Raw genomic sequence first — 14,238 nt, forward strand, 5'->3', positions numbered from 1 at the left:
TGGTCCAGTAAGCTGGCGAACCATGCATGACGGGCTACGCAGGCTGGGGGTGATGGGCGGGACGTTTGATCCCATCCACTACGGCCACCTGGTCGCGGCCAGCGAGGTAGCCCATAAATTCGCGTTGGACGAGGTCGTGTTCGTGCCCAGCGGTCAGTCCTGGCAAAAGGATCGACGCGTCTCAGCGGCCGAGGACCGGTACCTGATGACGGTGATCGCCACCGCGTCCAATCCACGCTTTTCGGTGAGCCGGGTCGACATCGACCGCGCCGGCCCCACCTACACCCGCGACACGTTGCGTGACCTGCATGCACTCAACCCGGGTTCCGAACTGTATTTCATCACCGGCGCCGACGCCTTGGCGTCCATATTGACCTGGCAGGGCTGGGAGGAGTTGTTCGACTTGGCACGTTTCGTCGGGGTCAGCCGGCCCGGATTCGAGCTGCGGCACGACCACATCACCGGCGTGCTGGGCGAACTGGAGGAGAACGCGTTGACCCTGGTGGAGATCCCGGCGTTGGCAATCTCGTCGACCGAGTGCCGCCAGCGCGCCGAGCAGCGCCGGCCGCTGTGGTACCTGATGCCCGACGGCGTCGTGCAGTACGTGTCCAAACGCCGGCTCTACCGTGGCGGCGACGGCCCCGGGGCGAAGAAGGCCGTCGGCCAGTCCACCAGCCTGGCCGCCGGGAACAACGCATGACGGCCAGCCCGGAGGCCATCGACATGGCGACGGTGGCCGCGGTGGCCGCCGCCGCAAAGCTGGCCACCGACGTCGTCGTCATCGACGTCTCCGCCCAGCTGGTCATCACCGACTGCTTCGTCATCGCTTCGGCGTCCAACGAACGCCAGGTCAACGCGATCGTCGACGAGGTGGAGGAGAAGATGCGACGGGCCGGGTACAAGCCGGCGCGCCGCGAGGGCACCCGGGAAGGGCGCTGGACACTGCTGGACTACGTCGAGATCGTGGTGCACATTCAGCACCAGGACGAGCGGGACTTCTACGCGCTGGACCGGCTGTGGAAGGACTGCCCGCTGGTGCCGGTCGACCTGGCCGACTCCGACGGCGCGCCGGCGCCGGGGGATGTGTCGTGAGGGTCCGCCGCCTGATCCTCTTGCGGCACGGCCAGACCGAGTTCAACGCCGGTAGCAGGATGCAGGGTCAGCTGGACACCGTGCTGAGCGACCTGGGCCGCGCCCAGGCGGAGGCGGCGGCCGAGGTGCTGCGCAAGCGTCACCCGCTGTTGATCGTGTCTTCGGATCTGTGGCGTGCCTACGACACCGCCACGGTGTTGGCCGAGCACAACGGGCTGCAGGTCCGGGTGGACACTCGCCTGCGCGAAACGCACCTCGGTGATTGGCAAGGCCTGACCCACGAGGAGGTCGACGCCGCGGCGCCCGGCGCCCGGCTGGCCTGGCGTGATGACGCCCGGTGGGCCCCGCACGGTGGGGAGAGCAGAGTGGATGTGGCCGCGCGCAGCGAACCGCTGGTCGCCGAGCTGGTCGCCGGCGAGCCGGCCTGGGGGAGCGGTGACGGCGACCGGCCGGCGGTGCTGGTCGCCCACGGCGGCCTGATCGCTGCCCTGACCGCTGCGTTGCTGCGCCTTCCGGTCGAGAACTGGCCGGTGCTGGGCGGGATGGCCAATGCCAGCTGGACCCAGCTCAGCGGGTACTCCGACGATGACGTGACCGATCTCGCCGGCGTCCGTTGGCGCCTGGACGTCTGGAACGCTTCAGCACAGGTGGCCGGCGATGTCCTCTGAACCGGCGATGTCCTCCGCCCCCCGTCCGACGCTGCTGATCTTCGCCGATTCGCTGTCCTACTACGGGCCCACCGGCGGGCTGCCGGCCGACGACCCGCGGATCTGGCCGAACATCGTTGCAGCGCACCTGGGCTGGGACGTCGAGTTGATCGGACGGATCGGCTGGACCAGCCGGGACGTGTGGTGGGCGGCCACCCAGGATCCACGCGCCTGGGCTGCCCTGCCCCGAGCCGGGGCCGTCATCATCGCCACCAGCGGGATGGATTCGCTGCCCTCGGTGTGGCCGACCGCGCTGCGCGAGTTGATCCGATATGTGCGGCCGCCCCGGCTACGACGCTGCGTGCGTGACGGTTACGGCTGGCTACAGCCCCGACTTTCACCGCGGGCCCGCGCGGCACTGCCGCCGCGCCTGACCGCCGACTATCTCGAAAAGACCAGGGGAGCAATCGATTTCAACCGGCCAGGGATACCGATTGTGGCGTGTCTGCCGTCGGTCCACATCGCCGACACGTATGGTCGTGCCCACCAGGGTCGGGAGCCGACGGTGCAGGCGATCACGCAGTGGGCGCAGCGGCACGACGTTGCGCTGGTCGATCTGAAGCTGGCAGTGGCCGAAGAGGTCATGAGCGGGCGGGCTAACCCCGATGGCATCCATTGGAACTTCGAAGCGCACCGGGCCGTCGCCGAACTGATGCTCAAAGCGCTGGCCGAGGCCGGCGTGCCCGGACAGACGGAATGACCGGCCCGGCCGTCGTCGTGGTGACCGACTCGTCGGCGTGCCTGCCCGCTGAACTGCGTGACCGGTGGGGAATCCGGGTGGTGCCCTTGCACATTCTGCTCGGCGGGGCAGACCTGCGTGACGGCATCGATGACATCCCGGAGGACATCTACGCCCGTGACGGTGTCAGCACGGCCGGCACCAATCCGGAGGAACTGACCGGCGCCTACCGGAACGGGTTGGCGGACAGCGGTGGTGCCGGTGTGGTGGCGATCCACATCTCCTCCGCGCTGTCCGGCACGCTCGGCACTGCCGAGCACGTCTGCGCCCAGATCGGCTCCGGCGTGCGGGTGGTCGACTCGAGGTCAGCGGCGATGGGCACCGGGTTCGTGGCGCTGGCCGCCGCCCGCGCCGCGGCCGGCGGTGCCGACCTCGACGGTGTGGTGGCTGCCGCGGAGGCGGCCGTGCGGCGCTCTCACGCGTATCTGGTGGTGCACCGGCTGGACAACCTGCGGCGCAGCGGCCGGATCGGCAGTGCGGCGGCCTGGCTGGGCACCGCACTGTCCCTCAAGCCGCTGTTGACCGTGGACGACGGGAAACTCGTGCTGGCACAGCGTGTCCGCACCGTCAGCAAGGCCGTCGCCACGATGATCGACCGGGTCTGTGACGTGGTGGGTGATCGCCGGGCCGCGCTGGCCGTGCATCACGTCGCCAATCCGCAAGGGGCCCATGAGGTGGCCGGCGCGCTCGCCGAGCGGTTGCCGGCCTGTGAACCGGCCGTCATCAGCGATCTGGGACCGACGCTGGCGCTGCACGTCGGGGCGGGTGCGGTCGCGGTGTGCGTGGACGTCGATCCCGCGGGGGCCTGAACCCGTTCACTCTGCGCCCAGGGCGGTGCCTTTCGGCGTGTCGCCGCCCTGGACGCAGAATCAACGCCGGGGGCTGGATTACTGTGTCGGGGCTGCGAACCGGTCGGTGTCGGCCACCGGCTCATCGTGTGGCGTGTGTGCCGCGATCCCGCGGATGTTCTTGTTGGGCCCCCACGGCCGGACCACCTGAGGCCACCAGAACCACTTGCCCAGCAGCGTCGCGATCGACGGCATGAAGAACGCGCGGACCACGAAGGTGTCGAGCAGCAACCCGATCGCCACCGTGGTGCCATACATGCCGATCGCCTTGAGATCGCTGAAGAACATGATGCCCATGGTGGCGGCGAAGACCATACCGGCCGAGGTCACCACGCCACCGCTGCCGGCCATCGCCCGGATATAACCGGTCTTCAGCCCGGCGTGGATCTCCTCCTCGAAGCGGGAGACCAGCAGCAGGTTGTAGTCCGAGCCGACCGCCAGTAGCACGATCACCGCCAACACCAGGGTCACCCAGTAGATGTGCTGACCGAAGATGTGTTGCCAGATCAGCACCGAGATGCCGAAGGACGCGGCGATCGAACTGGACGCGGTGCCCAGGATCACCACCGCGGCCACCAGACTTCGGGTGATCATCATCATGATCAAGAAGATCAACGTCAGCGACGCCACCACCGCGATCATCAGGTCGTATTTGGCGCCGTTACTCATGTCTTCATACAGCGCCGCCATTCCGCCGACGTACACCTTGGCATCCGCGAGAGAGGACTGCTTGAGGGCCTCCTGGGCGGCGATGCGCTCCGGCTCCACGCGGGCAATGCCCTCCTCGGTAGCCGGATAGGTCTGGTGGGTGACGAAGAAGCGTGCCGACTTGCCGTCCGGTGACATGAACAGTCGCAGACCGGTCTGGAAGTCCTTGTTGTCGAAGGCCTCCGCGGGCAGATAGAAGAAATCGTCGTTCTTCGAGTCGTCGAAACTCTGACCCATCATGATCTGGGTGTTGCTCAGATCCTCCATCTGGTCGACGAACGCCGAGAACGTGGAGTGCACGGTCAGCACCAGCCCGCGCATGATCTTCATCGTGTCGACCACGGCCGGCAGCAACTCGACCGCCTGCGGCAGCAAGCGGGCCGTCTTGGTGATGTCAGCGGACAGGTGGTGCAGTTGCTCGGTCAGCTGGTCGACGCCGTCGGTGGTGTCGAAGGTGCTCCGCAGCGCCCAGCACATCGGGATGTCGAAGCAGTGCGGCTCCCAGTAGAAGTAGTTGCGCAGCGGCCGGAACTGGTCGTCGAAGTCGGCCAGGTGGTCGCGGATCCGATCGGAGACCTCTACGGTGCGCTCGGTGACCTCGGCGGTGTCGTCGAAGGTCCGATCGACTTCCTGCAGGTAGCCGTACATCTGGATCAGCAACTCGATGTCCTTGTCGAGCTGCTGGGAGATCGTGTCGATGTCCTTGATCCGGTCCTTGAGCGTCTTCATGTTCTGGATCATCAGCTGATTGGACGCACTGAGCTGGAAGGGAACCGAACTGTGCTGCAGCGGAATCCCCAACGGGCGGGTGATGTCCTGGATCATGGCGATGCCGTGCACCCGCATGATGTTCTTGGCGACCCGGTCCAACACCAGCATGTCGGCCGGGTTTCGCATGTCATGGTCCGAGGTCACCATGGTGATGTCCGGGGCCATCCGGGCGGCTGAGAAGTGTTTCTCGGCGGCGGCGTAACTGACGTTGACCGGGGTGTCCTTCGGCAGGTATTTCCGGTCGTCGTAGCCGGGTTTGAAACCCGGCAGCGCGACCAGCCCGATCATGACGACCGCCAGGCTGGCCACCGCGATCGGAGCCGGCCAGCGCACCACCGAGACCCCGGCGCGGCGCCAGAATCCGCCCCGTTTGGCCGCTTTGGGGTCCAGCAGCCCGAAGCTGCTCACCACCACCAGCAGGGCCGGTCCCAGGGTGAGCGCCGCGGCGACCACGACGATCATGCCGACCGAGACTGGGATGCCCATGGTGTGGAAGTAGGGCAGCCGGGTGAAGTACAACACCGCCGACGCTCCGGCGATGGTCAGCCCGGACCCCAGCACCACAGGGGTGACGCTGCGCACGGTGGTGTAGTAGGCGTCGATCCGGTCCTCGCCGGCCAGCCGCGCCTCGCGGTAGCGGCCGATCAGGAAGATGCCGTAATCGGTGCCGGCGGCGATCGCGAGCATCACCATGATGTTGACCGCGAACGTGGTCAAACCCATCACGTTGTTGAACCCGAGGAACGCGACGACGCCGCGCGCGCAGATCAGTTCCAGCAGCGTCAGGAACAGCTGGGTCAGCATCGCCGAGATGGACCGGAAGACGATCAACAGCATGATCGCGATCGCGGCGATGGTGAACAAGGTGATCTTGACCAGGCTGGCGTCGCCGATCTCGCGCAGATCCGCGGTCAGCGCTGCCGGACCGGCGACGTAGGCCTGCACTCCGGGCGGGGCGGGGGTGTCGTCGATGTGCTTGCGGACCGCTTGCACCGAGTCGTTGGCCTCGGTCATGCCCTGGTTGCCGACCAGGTTGAGCATGATGTAGGCGGCTTTGGCGTCGGAGCTCTGCACGCCCGCGGCGGTCAGCCGGTCACTCCAGAAGTCCTGCGCGTGCTCGACGTGCTCCTTGTCCGCGACCAGCTTCTTGACGATCTCGTCGTAGTAGTGGTGAGCGTCCTCGCCGAGCTCGTCCTCGCCGACCACGACCATCATCACGGTGCTGTTGGACTTGTATTCCTGGAAGTTCTCGCCGACGAGCTGACTGGCGATCATCGACGGCGCATCCATCGGTGCCAGCGGGGCAGAGTGCTCCTCGGAGATCACTTCCAGCTGGGGCACAAGCACATTGACCAGGACGGTGAGCACGATCCAGGCGATGATGATCGGCACCGCGAAGATCCGCAGCATGTGCGCGAAGAACGGCCGCTTGACGTGCGGCTCCTGGTGTTTGTCGAGCTGCGCCCGGATCCGTTTGATCATCCGGACTTCACCAGGCAGAAGGTCTGGGCGTTGAGTCCGGTGGCGCGTCGCTCGTCGAGTAGCCGGTCGTCGATCTTGATCCGGCAGCCGATCTCACCGGTGTTGCCCTGCACGATCATGTTGGCCTGCACAGCGGGAAGCACGGTGACGACGGTGTAGGACCACGGCAGCGGTACGTCGTTGAGTTGATGGACGTTGGCCTCGGCGTCCCAGTAGTTGATGTCGGCGCGGGTGCCCGGCGGGCCGAATGCCTCGTAAGCCACGTACTTGGGGTTGAACTGCACGATCTCGATGCCCGCGCCGGCGTGGGGGTTGAGGTCCTGCGAGGCGAACACCTTGTGCAGCCGGCTCACGATGACGCCGGATATGAAGATGACCACGATAAAGACCAGCGGAATCCAATGCCGTTTGAGTATTGCGGCGATCGGGATCCTCTTCATACCACCGCCTTCCGCTGATCGATATTGCGGTCGAACGCCGGCAGCGGACACTTTGTTCCGGCCTCGCCCGGACTCGTCGAAGGCTGCCGCGAATTTCGCCCTCGGGCAGCATAACCTTCGTCTGACTAACGATCGCAATGGGTGCGCACCCCGGGCGTGCCGATTCCCAAGTCCCCGGCGGGGCGGCAGCGTTGCCGGCGTTTCAGTAGCATGGCCGCTGATGCACGGTCTGGTGAATGGCGTCCGATTCGGCGCAGTGGTCATCGTAGTAGCGCTGGCGCTCGCCAGTTGCAGCGGAAACGGCAGGTCCGGCGCGAAATCGGCGGAGTCGACCACCGCGGGGGCGTCCTGGTCGCGCCCGGATGCGCCGCCGGATCCCCGGACCCTGCTGACCGCCGGTGACCTCGCCATTTCCCAGGTTCCGTCCAGCGTGCTGATCTTCATCGAGAGCGAAACCAACGACGCCGGCACCTGGAAGGTGCGGGTGGTGACCCGCGACGGCACCGAACGGCAACTCAAGATCGGATCCGACGGGGTGTCGGTGCTGGTCGGCCCGACTGTCACCGATGACAGCGACGCCGACAAGGCCAAACGTCGCGCCAACCTGGACGGCGCCCGCCTGGACTACCGGGCCGCGGTGAACAAGGTGCTGACCGCGGTGCCCAATGGCTCGATCACCGAGCTGAGCCTGCTCGACATGAACGGCACCGTGGTGTGGGATGCCGACGTGTGGGACACCGAACTGGTCGAACACGACGTCACCATCGATGCGGCGTCGGGGGCGATCACCACCAACCGGCCGGTCTGATTCGACGGTCCAGCTCGGCTAACCGCCGGTGTAGGCCAGTCCAGCCGCTCAGCTGGCTGGGGCTGATTCGGCGGTCCAGCTTCGCCTCTCCTTCGTCAAGGCTCGCTAACCGCCGGAGCGGCCGGTGATCGGCGGCAGATCGGCCAGTGTGATGATTCCGGGCGCGGCCGCAACCACCGCCGGCACCGCGTTGGTCACCGGCATGGCGGTGTAGATCGAGCCCAAGCCGTTGAAGTTCGGCTCGTTCCAGTCCTTGGGCGGCAGGCAGTTGATGACGGTGCGCATGTTCGGCAGCCCGAATACCTGGATCACGTGGCCGTGCGCCACCGGCTTGGGCGGGGCGACATGGCTGCCCATGATCCAGTTGAACCCCACGCTGACGACATTGCGCTCACCGACCCAGCCGCGGTGGTAGCCGAAGACGCTGCCCACGGTTCCGGCCGGGATCTTCATGAAGCCCAGGTCGCTGTCGCCGGTGGCGGCGGTGAACTGCACGTCGAAGGTGATCTTGTCCAGCTTTGCGCCGATCGCGTCGGCCATCATGGCCGCGGACTCGGCGAACACCTCGCTTTCCCGGCGGACGCTCTCGGCCAGGCCGGGGGTGGCGGGATCTTGGGCGAATCCCATCGCCGCCATGGTGGCCGCGGACTCATACGTCGAGCAGTCCACCGATTCGGTGATTCGGATCTCGTCGACCCGTTCGCACGCTCCCGACAGCACCATGCCGACCATGTTGGTCAGTCCGGGATGGGCGCCACTGCCGAACATCGTGGAGTTCCCGGCTCGGCAGGCGTCCTCGATGCGCTTGCGGTCTTGCGGGGTCTGCTTGCCGCCGGTGATCCAGGCGGCCGTGGAGCACACGTTGATCCCGGCTTCTAACAGCCGAACCAACTCGTCGATGCTTGGCCACAGCGGGTTGTAGCAACAGGCGTCCGGCTTCAGCGCGATCAGGGCGTCGATGTCGTCGGTGGCGGTGACCCCGGTGGGTTCTGGCCAGCCGGCCAGCGTTGCGGCATCCACCCCGACCTTGTTCTTGCCGTGGGCGTAGACGCCGACCAACTCCATGTCGGGACGGCCGATGATGGCGTGCAGCGAACGCTGCCCGATGTTGCCGGTGGTCCATTGGATGACGCGCAGCGGTGTGCTCATGGCTCCACACCTTATTGGGATGCGGCGCGCCGCCGGTTGTGGCACCGTCGAAGTCCGTGACCGAGGTGACCGTGCGGACCGCGCAAGACGACGACTGGCCACAGCTCGCGCTGTTGGAGGCCGCCGGCTTTGGATCGTTCCCGCATCCGCAGCAAGTCGAGGCGCTTCGCACCCTGGTTCCGCCCGACGGTGCGGTGGTGGCCTGCGACGGCGCCGAGGTCATCGGCGTGGCGTTCTACCTCGACCTGCGGCTCACGGTTCCCGGCGGCGCGGTGCTGCCGGCGGCCGGCATCAGCGGAGTGGTCGTCGCGCCCACCCACCGCCGGCGCGGTGTGCTGCGCGCCATGTACGTCGAATTGCACCGGCGCATCGCTGATTCGGGATATCCGCTGGCGGCGCTGACCGCCAGCGAAGGCGGCATCTACGGGCGGTTCGGTTACGGCCCGGCCACCGTCGACCAGGAGCTGACCATCGACCGGAGGTTCGCGGTGTTCCACCCCGACGCACCCGACCCCGGCGGTGTCCGGCTGGTCCGGGCCGGTGATCACCGCGACGAGTTCGCCGCGATCTACGACCGTTGCCGCGAGCGCACCCCCGGCGGGCTGGTGCGCCCGACTGCGCTCTGGGACGACCTGCTCGCCGACCGGGAAGGCGACCGCGACGGGGGCACCGCGTGGATGGCGCTGCTGCACCCGCACGGTTACGCGCTGTATCGGGTGCACGGCACGACGTCTAAGACGGTGCGGGTGGCGGAGCTGCGGGCGGTGACCGCGGAGGCGCACGCCGCGCTGTGGCGGGCGCTGCTGGGCATGGATCTGATGCAGACCGTCGTCATCGGCACCTACCCCGACGATCCGCTGCCCTACCTGCTGACCGACACCCGGCTGGCCCGTACCACCGCACGCACCGACGAGGGGTGGCTCCGGCTGATGGATGTAGCGGCCGCGCTGCAGGCCCGCAGCTACGCTGCGGAGCTGAGCGCCGTTGTGGATGTGTCCGACGGGTTCCGCGGCGACGGTGGCCGGTTCGCGCTGGACATCCGCGACGGCCGGGCGCAGTGCACTCCGACCGACGCGCCGGCGGACGCCGAACTGGATCTCGACGTGCTGGGCAGCCTGTACCTGGGCACCCACCGGGCGACGGCGCTGGCCGCGGCGAACCGCTTGCGGTGCCGACAGCCCGGGCTGGCATCGCGGCTCGACGCTGCTTTCGTCAGCGCTGTGCCGGCTCAGCTCGGCTTCTTCTTCTAAAGCCGCTACAGCTTGGCCAAGTCGTAGTTGCCCAGGTTGCCCATCAGCGTGTGCAGCTGATCCTGCGATGAGCCCAGGGTGTGTTCGATCGCGGTGAGCCTTGCCGCGTAGTGGCCGACCGGGTACTCCCAGGTCATCCCGATCCCGCCGTGCAACTGGATGGCTTCCTGGGAGATGTGTCGCCCGGACCGGCCGATCTGCAGCTTGGCGCGTGCCGCGATCACCGGGTCGAGGTTGCCGTCGGCGATCGACATGGCCGCGTACAGGCTCATGCTGCGGGCCATCTCCAACGAGACGTACATGTCGGCGGCACGCTGGGTGAGGGTCTGGAAGGTGCTGAGCGTGACCCCGAATTGCTTGCGCGTCTTGAGATAGTCGGTGGTCAGCCGCAGTGCCTCTTCCATCACGCCCACCGCCTCGGCGCACAGCGCCGAGGAGATGCGGACAATGGCGTGCTCGATGGCCGTGCTGGCGTCGGTGGGCTCACCGAGCGGGGTGGCTGGCGTGTTGGCCAAGTCGATCTGGGCGCCGCGTCGGCCGTCGAAGGTGCGGTAGGGCTGGCGGGACAGGCCGTCAGCGCGTCCGTCGACCAGGAACAGTCCGGTCCCACCGTCCGGCAGGGCGGCGCTGACCACCAGGGTGTCGGCCCGATCCCCGGTCAACACCGGGTTCTTGCATCCACTCAGCTGCCATGAATCGCCTTGCCGCACAGCCGCAGTGGCCACCTGTCCGTGCTGCCCGCGGGTGCCCGGCTCGGTGTGGGCGAACGCCAGGATCTGATCGCCCTCGGCGACCGCTTCGAGCAGTTCGCGCTGCCGCGCGTCGCCGCGTTCGGCGATCAGCGCGCCCGGCCCCAGCGCTCCATGCACGACGGGCTCGGGGGCCACTCGCCGGCCGATCTCGGTGAGCACCACCATGATCTCCAGTGGGCCGGATTCGTCGGGGTCGAATCCCAGGCCGAGAATGCCGGTGTTGGCCAGTTGTTTCCACACCTGCGGGTTGAAGCCGGGATCGGCGTCGACGACCTGATTGCGGGTCTCGGTGTCGTAGCCCGACAGCATCGAACGGGTGGTGTCGCGGAGCAGGACCTGCTCGTCGCTGAGTTGGAAGTCCATGACCGTCGTACCTCCTACAGGCCCAGAATGGTGGACGCGATGATGGTGCGTTGCACCTCGTTGCTGCCGCCGTAGATCGACGTCTTGCGGTAGTTCAGGTAGGTCGGCGCGGCGCGCTGCGCCCACTCCGGAGAGGCAATGCCCTCACCCGCTCCGAACGGCAGCACGTCCGGACCGGCGAGCTCGACGAAGAGTTCGGTGACCGCCTGCTGCAGTTGGCTGCCGCGCAGCTTGAGCACCGACGACGCAGGGTTGGGCTTGCCGTCGGCGGAGTCACTCGACACCCGCATCTGAGTGAGTTCCAATGCCAGCAAGTCGTTTTCGATCTCCGCGAGCCGCGCCGCGAACAGCGGGTCAGTGAGTGCGCCGAGCTCCTTGGCGCGTTGCTTTACCTCGGCGAGCCGAACCTTGGTGCGGGTCACCCCGGCGATCCCGGTGCGCTCGTTGCCCAGCAGGAACTTCGCGTAGGTCCAGCCGTGGTTCTCCTCGCCGACCAGCTGATCGGCGGGCACTCGCACATCGGAGAAGAAGACCTCGTTGACCTCATAGCCACCATCGATGAGCTTGATCGGTCGCATGGTGACGCCCGGGGTGGACACCTCGAAAAGCAGGAATGAGATACCGGCCTGCTTCTTGGGCGCCTGCGGGTCGGTGCGGACCAGGCAGAAAATCCAGTCCGCGTACTGCCCCAGGGTGGTCCAGGTCTTTTGCCCGTTGACGATGTAACTGTCGCCGTCACGCACCGCCGTGGTGCGCAGCGACGCCAGGTCGGAGCCGGCGTCCGGCTCGGAAAACCCTTGACACCACCAGATATCGAGATTGGCGGTGGCGGGGAGGAAGCGTTCTTTGATGGCCTGGGAACCGAATTCGGCGATCACCGGGCCGACCATCTTGGCGTTGAAGGTGAGCGGTTCGGGCACCGACGCCAATTGCATTTCATCGAGCCAGATCTGGTGCTGGGTCAGCGTCCAATCTTTGCCGCCCCACTCGACCGGCCAGTTGGGCACCGCGAGACCGTGTGCATTGAGGATCTTCTGGGTGGCGACGATATCGTCGGGAAAGATCGAGTGGCCCTGCCGGCTGCGTTCCCGGATGTCCGCCGGGACCTCGGTGGTGAAGAAGGCGCGCATCTCGTCGCGGAACGCAGCCTCCTCGGCGGTCAGTGCCAGTCTCACGTCGGCCTCCCGGTGGGTGGGTGAACACAGGTTGATATGCACCCTAATCGGAACCCGCCTCGGGGCGCGGGGGAAGGTGCGGTCGCGTCCCGGAAACCAGGTGGAACCGGTGAACGCAGGCGCTACCGCGCGTTTTTGTAGGCTAGCGGTCATGAGACGGTCGCTCGTCGTACTGTGTGTCCTGCTCTTTTGCGCGGTGTCGTGTTCGGCGGAGGCGGCCGAGGAATCCCGGCCCACGCCGATCGCTTCGCCCCAGCAGGCCCCGCCCGCGCGGCCGGCCGCGCACATCGGGCAGACGTTGGACCTGATGCGCATCGGCGGGCAGAAGATCGCGGTGACGTTGACGGAGATCATCAACCCGGCCACGGTCCCGAACGGCTGGGGTGAACCCGGCAAGACCTACATCGCGACCAAACTGCGGATCGAGAACGCCGGAACGACGACCATCGTCGGCAACAGCAACAGCGACGTCTCGGTGATCGGTTCGGACCACCAGAGCTACCAGGCCGATTTCGCCACCGTGACCGAGTGCCAGGACTTCGCCTACGGCTGGTTCCTGCTCGCCGCCGGCTCGTCGAGCACCGGTTGCGTCGTGTTCGCGCTGCCCTCCGGGGTCACCGCGACGAAGGTGCGCTATGCACCGTCCTCGGGTATCTCCCATGACGTCGGGGAGTGGGTGACCCGGTAAAGCGTGGGCGCGATGCTGAGGCCGTAAGGCTCCGTTGCCTCGACTGTGCGGTTTGGTCGCCGAAATCGCGATGTTGCGACCGAAACCGCACACTCGGCCGCCGCGCGATCGCCCACGCGTGCGCAGCCCTCGGTAATGAGATTGCGCCGCGCCAGCTGGTCATTCAGGGTAGCCCACCCCGACCAGGGTCAGGCCCGGCGGCGGTGGTCGCCGACCGCGAGCGCCGGTGACCAGATTGCCTTCGCGCGCCCTGTCCAGCCGATGGTGGTTGTCGCGGCGCCGGTTGGCTCGCCCGCTGGCGAAGACCATCACGGGTTTCTGCACAACCGTGCGTTGATCCACAATTTTTGCCCCGACCCGCTATTGAGCCGGTAGCGCTGCCGGGAGCAGCACCTACCGTCGGCGCATGGCACCAGAACTACCCGGCCAGCGACTGCAGCGTCGCCTCGGCCTGCTGCCCGCCCCCGATCGCAGCACCGACACCCCCGAACCGGATGACGACGCCGACCCGAACTCCTTGCTGCCCCGCTGGCTGCCCGACGGCACGGCCGACACCGGTTGGCTCGCCAAAGTGCGGGCTGACCCGGGCCGGGCCGGGGCCATCACCCTGGCGGTGATCGCCGCGGTCGCGGTGCTCGTCACGGTGTTCACCGTGCTGCGCGATCAGCCCGCACCGGTGCGCAGCGCCAAACTGCCTCCGGTGGAGATGGTTTCGACCGCCAGCCCGCGCGCGGATGAACCCGCCGGGGCGCCCGCGGCGTCCGGCGCCGACCAGGTGGTGGTCAGCGTCGTCGGGTTGGTGCACAAGCCTGGGCTGGCGACGCTGGCGCCCGGCGCCCGGATCGCTGATGCACTTACCGCTGCCGGCGGAGCCCTTGACGGTGCGGACACGCTCGGGTTGAACCTAGCCCGCCCCCTGGTCGACGGCGAACAGATCGTGGTCGGGCTGGCGCCCCCGTCTGGACCGCCGGTACTCGGCAGCTCGGTCGGCGCGCCGTCGCAGGCCCCCGAGGCTCCCCGGACGAGCACCGCGTCGACGACGGCGCCGGCCAAACCAGAACCCAAACCCGGTGAACGGGTCAACCTCAACACCGCGACCGTCGAACAACTTGACGCGCTGCCCGGCGTCGGGCCGGTCACCGCGGCCGCCATCGTCGCCTGGCGGGAGACGCACGGCAAATTCGCCGACGTGGACCAGCTCGGCGACGTCGACGGAATCGGCCCGGCGCGCCTGGAGAAGCTGCGTGCCCTGGTCCGCGTCTGACG

The 14,238-nt window shown here is 67.5% G+C and carries 15 protein-coding genes; 9 read left to right on the forward strand and 6 right to left on the reverse strand.

What is annotated here, in order from left to right:
• Window positions 1-22 precede the first annotated feature (22 nt).
• The 5 genes from nadD to AC5Y4Q_RS16685 are packed head-to-tail and all read left to right on the forward strand — an operon-like array spanning window position 23 to window position 3,347.
• The gene (nadD, locus tag AC5Y4Q_RS16665; protein ID WP_082952572.1) at window positions 23-700 is read left to right on the forward strand and encodes a nicotinate-nucleotide adenylyltransferase; all 678 of its coding nucleotides are present in this window, start codon (window positions 23-25) and stop codon (window positions 698-700) included.
• Complete coding sequence (gene rsfS / locus AC5Y4Q_RS16670; protein WP_064921277.1) at window positions 697-1,092, forward strand: ribosome silencing factor; 396 nt, start codon at window positions 697-699, stop codon at window positions 1,090-1,092. Before nadD ends, rsfS begins: the two co-directional genes overlap by 4 nt.
• The gene (gene gpgP / locus AC5Y4Q_RS16675; RefSeq protein WP_064921278.1) at window positions 1,089-1,760 is read left to right on the forward strand and encodes a glucosyl-3-phosphoglycerate phosphatase; all 672 of its coding nucleotides are present in this window, start codon (window positions 1,089-1,091) and stop codon (window positions 1,758-1,760) included. The genes rsfS and gpgP overlap by 4 nt, the downstream gene beginning before the upstream one ends.
• Window positions 1,750-2,499 (forward strand): diglucosylglycerate octanoyltransferase, encoded by a 750-nt coding sequence (gene octT / locus AC5Y4Q_RS16680; RefSeq protein WP_499959690.1) that lies wholly within the window; start codon window positions 1,750-1,752, stop codon window positions 2,497-2,499. Before gpgP ends, octT begins: the two co-directional genes overlap by 11 nt.
• The gene (locus AC5Y4Q_RS16685) at window positions 2,496-3,347 is read left to right on the forward strand and encodes a DegV family protein (protein ID WP_499959692.1); all 852 of its coding nucleotides are present in this window, start codon (window positions 2,496-2,498) and stop codon (window positions 3,345-3,347) included. The genes octT and AC5Y4Q_RS16685 overlap by 4 nt, the downstream gene beginning before the upstream one ends.
• A gap of 78 nt (window positions 3,348-3,425) precedes the next feature.
• On the opposite strand, the gene AC5Y4Q_RS16690 is transcribed toward AC5Y4Q_RS16685, so the two are convergent.
• Together AC5Y4Q_RS16690 and AC5Y4Q_RS16695 are read right to left on the reverse strand one after the other, a co-directional pair.
• Window positions 3,426-6,347 (reverse strand): MMPL/RND family transporter, encoded by a 2,922-nt coding sequence (locus tag AC5Y4Q_RS16690; protein WP_064921281.1) that lies wholly within the window; start codon window positions 6,345-6,347, stop codon window positions 3,426-3,428.
• Window positions 6,344-6,787, reverse strand: coding sequence for an MmpS family transport accessory protein (locus tag AC5Y4Q_RS16695; protein ID WP_064921282.1), 444 nt, complete (start codon window positions 6,785-6,787; stop codon window positions 6,344-6,346). Before AC5Y4Q_RS16695 ends, AC5Y4Q_RS16690 begins: the two co-directional genes overlap by 4 nt.
• Before the next feature lie 220 nt (window positions 6,788-7,007).
• Between AC5Y4Q_RS16695 and AC5Y4Q_RS16700 the strand changes: the two genes are divergently transcribed.
• Window positions 7,008-7,595, forward strand: coding sequence for a PepSY domain-containing protein (locus AC5Y4Q_RS16700; protein WP_064921283.1), 588 nt, complete (start codon window positions 7,008-7,010; stop codon window positions 7,593-7,595).
• 105 nt (window positions 7,596-7,700) lie between these two features.
• On the opposite strand, the gene AC5Y4Q_RS16705 is transcribed toward AC5Y4Q_RS16700, so the two are convergent.
• Complete coding sequence (locus AC5Y4Q_RS16705; RefSeq protein ID WP_125224578.1) at window positions 7,701-8,744, reverse strand: NAD(P)H-dependent amine dehydrogenase family protein; 1,044 nt, start codon at window positions 8,742-8,744, stop codon at window positions 7,701-7,703.
• A 65-nt stretch (window positions 8,745-8,809) separates the two neighbouring features.
• On the opposite strand from AC5Y4Q_RS16705, the gene AC5Y4Q_RS16710 reads away from it, so the two are divergent.
• Entirely contained in the window at window positions 8,810-9,994 is a 1,185-nt protein-coding gene (locus AC5Y4Q_RS16710; RefSeq protein ID WP_499959726.1) for an enhanced intracellular survival protein Eis, read from the forward strand.
• Between the two features lie 5 nt (window positions 9,995-9,999).
• Here AC5Y4Q_RS16710 and AC5Y4Q_RS16715 read toward each other — a convergent pair whose 3' ends face one another.
• Window positions 10,000-11,109: an acyl-CoA dehydrogenase family protein gene (locus AC5Y4Q_RS16715; protein WP_064921286.1), complete on the reverse strand. Its 1,110-nt coding sequence runs from the start codon at window positions 11,107-11,109 to the stop codon at window positions 10,000-10,002.
• A 14-nt stretch (window positions 11,110-11,123) separates the two neighbouring features.
• Window positions 11,124-12,284 (reverse strand): acyl-CoA dehydrogenase family protein, encoded by a 1,161-nt coding sequence (locus AC5Y4Q_RS16720; RefSeq protein WP_064921306.1) that lies wholly within the window; start codon window positions 12,282-12,284, stop codon window positions 11,124-11,126.
• 151 nt (window positions 12,285-12,435) lie between these two features.
• Here AC5Y4Q_RS16720 and AC5Y4Q_RS16725 point away from each other — a divergent pair, with 151 nt between their 5' ends.
• Window positions 12,436-12,972, forward strand: coding sequence for a DUF4352 domain-containing protein (locus AC5Y4Q_RS16725; RefSeq protein ID WP_064921287.1), 537 nt, complete (start codon window positions 12,436-12,438; stop codon window positions 12,970-12,972).
• Window positions 12,973-13,131: 159 nt separating this feature from the next.
• Here AC5Y4Q_RS16725 and AC5Y4Q_RS16730 read toward each other — a convergent pair whose 3' ends face one another.
• Window positions 13,132-13,296: a hypothetical protein gene (locus AC5Y4Q_RS16730; RefSeq protein ID WP_165604363.1), complete on the reverse strand. Its 165-nt coding sequence runs from the start codon at window positions 13,294-13,296 to the stop codon at window positions 13,132-13,134.
• Between the two features lie 82 nt (window positions 13,297-13,378).
• Between AC5Y4Q_RS16730 and AC5Y4Q_RS16735 the strand changes: the two genes are divergently transcribed.
• The gene (locus tag AC5Y4Q_RS16735; protein WP_125224579.1) at window positions 13,379-14,236 is read left to right on the forward strand and encodes a ComEA family DNA-binding protein; all 858 of its coding nucleotides are present in this window, start codon (window positions 13,379-13,381) and stop codon (window positions 14,234-14,236) included.
• Window positions 14,237-14,238 lie beyond the last annotated feature (2 nt).

Source organism: Mycobacterium sp. NGS16 (genome assembly GCF_059813225.1).

Coding starts and splice junctions, on each gene's coding strand:
- AC5Y4Q_RS16735 (WP_125224579.1), top strand. CDS start 13,379: ATGGCACCAGAACTACCCGGCCAGCGACTGCAGCGTCGCCTCGGCCTG.
- AC5Y4Q_RS16705 (WP_125224578.1), bottom strand. CDS start 8,744: ATGAGCACACCGCTGCGCGTCATCCAATGGACCACCGGCAACATCGGG.
- AC5Y4Q_RS16715 (WP_064921286.1), bottom strand. CDS start 11,109: ATGGACTTCCAACTCAGCGACGAGCAGGTCCTGCTCCGCGACACCACC.
- AC5Y4Q_RS16685 (WP_499959692.1), top strand. CDS start 2,496: ATGACCGGCCCGGCCGTCGTCGTGGTGACCGACTCGTCGGCGTGCCTG.
- AC5Y4Q_RS16690 (WP_064921281.1), bottom strand. CDS start 6,347: ATGATCAAACGGATCCGGGCGCAGCTCGACAAACACCAGGAGCCGCAC.
- AC5Y4Q_RS16695 (WP_064921282.1), bottom strand. CDS start 6,787: ATGAAGAGGATCCCGATCGCCGCAATACTCAAACGGCATTGGATTCCG.
- AC5Y4Q_RS16725 (WP_064921287.1), top strand. CDS start 12,436: ATGAGACGGTCGCTCGTCGTACTGTGTGTCCTGCTCTTTTGCGCGGTG.
- rsfS (WP_064921277.1), top strand. CDS start 697: ATGACGGCCAGCCCGGAGGCCATCGACATGGCGACGGTGGCCGCGGTG.
- AC5Y4Q_RS16700 (WP_064921283.1), top strand. CDS start 7,008: ATGCACGGTCTGGTGAATGGCGTCCGATTCGGCGCAGTGGTCATCGTA.
- octT (WP_499959690.1), top strand. CDS start 1,750: ATGTCCTCTGAACCGGCGATGTCCTCCGCCCCCCGTCCGACGCTGCTG.
- nadD (WP_082952572.1), top strand. CDS start 23: ATGCATGACGGGCTACGCAGGCTGGGGGTGATGGGCGGGACGTTTGAT.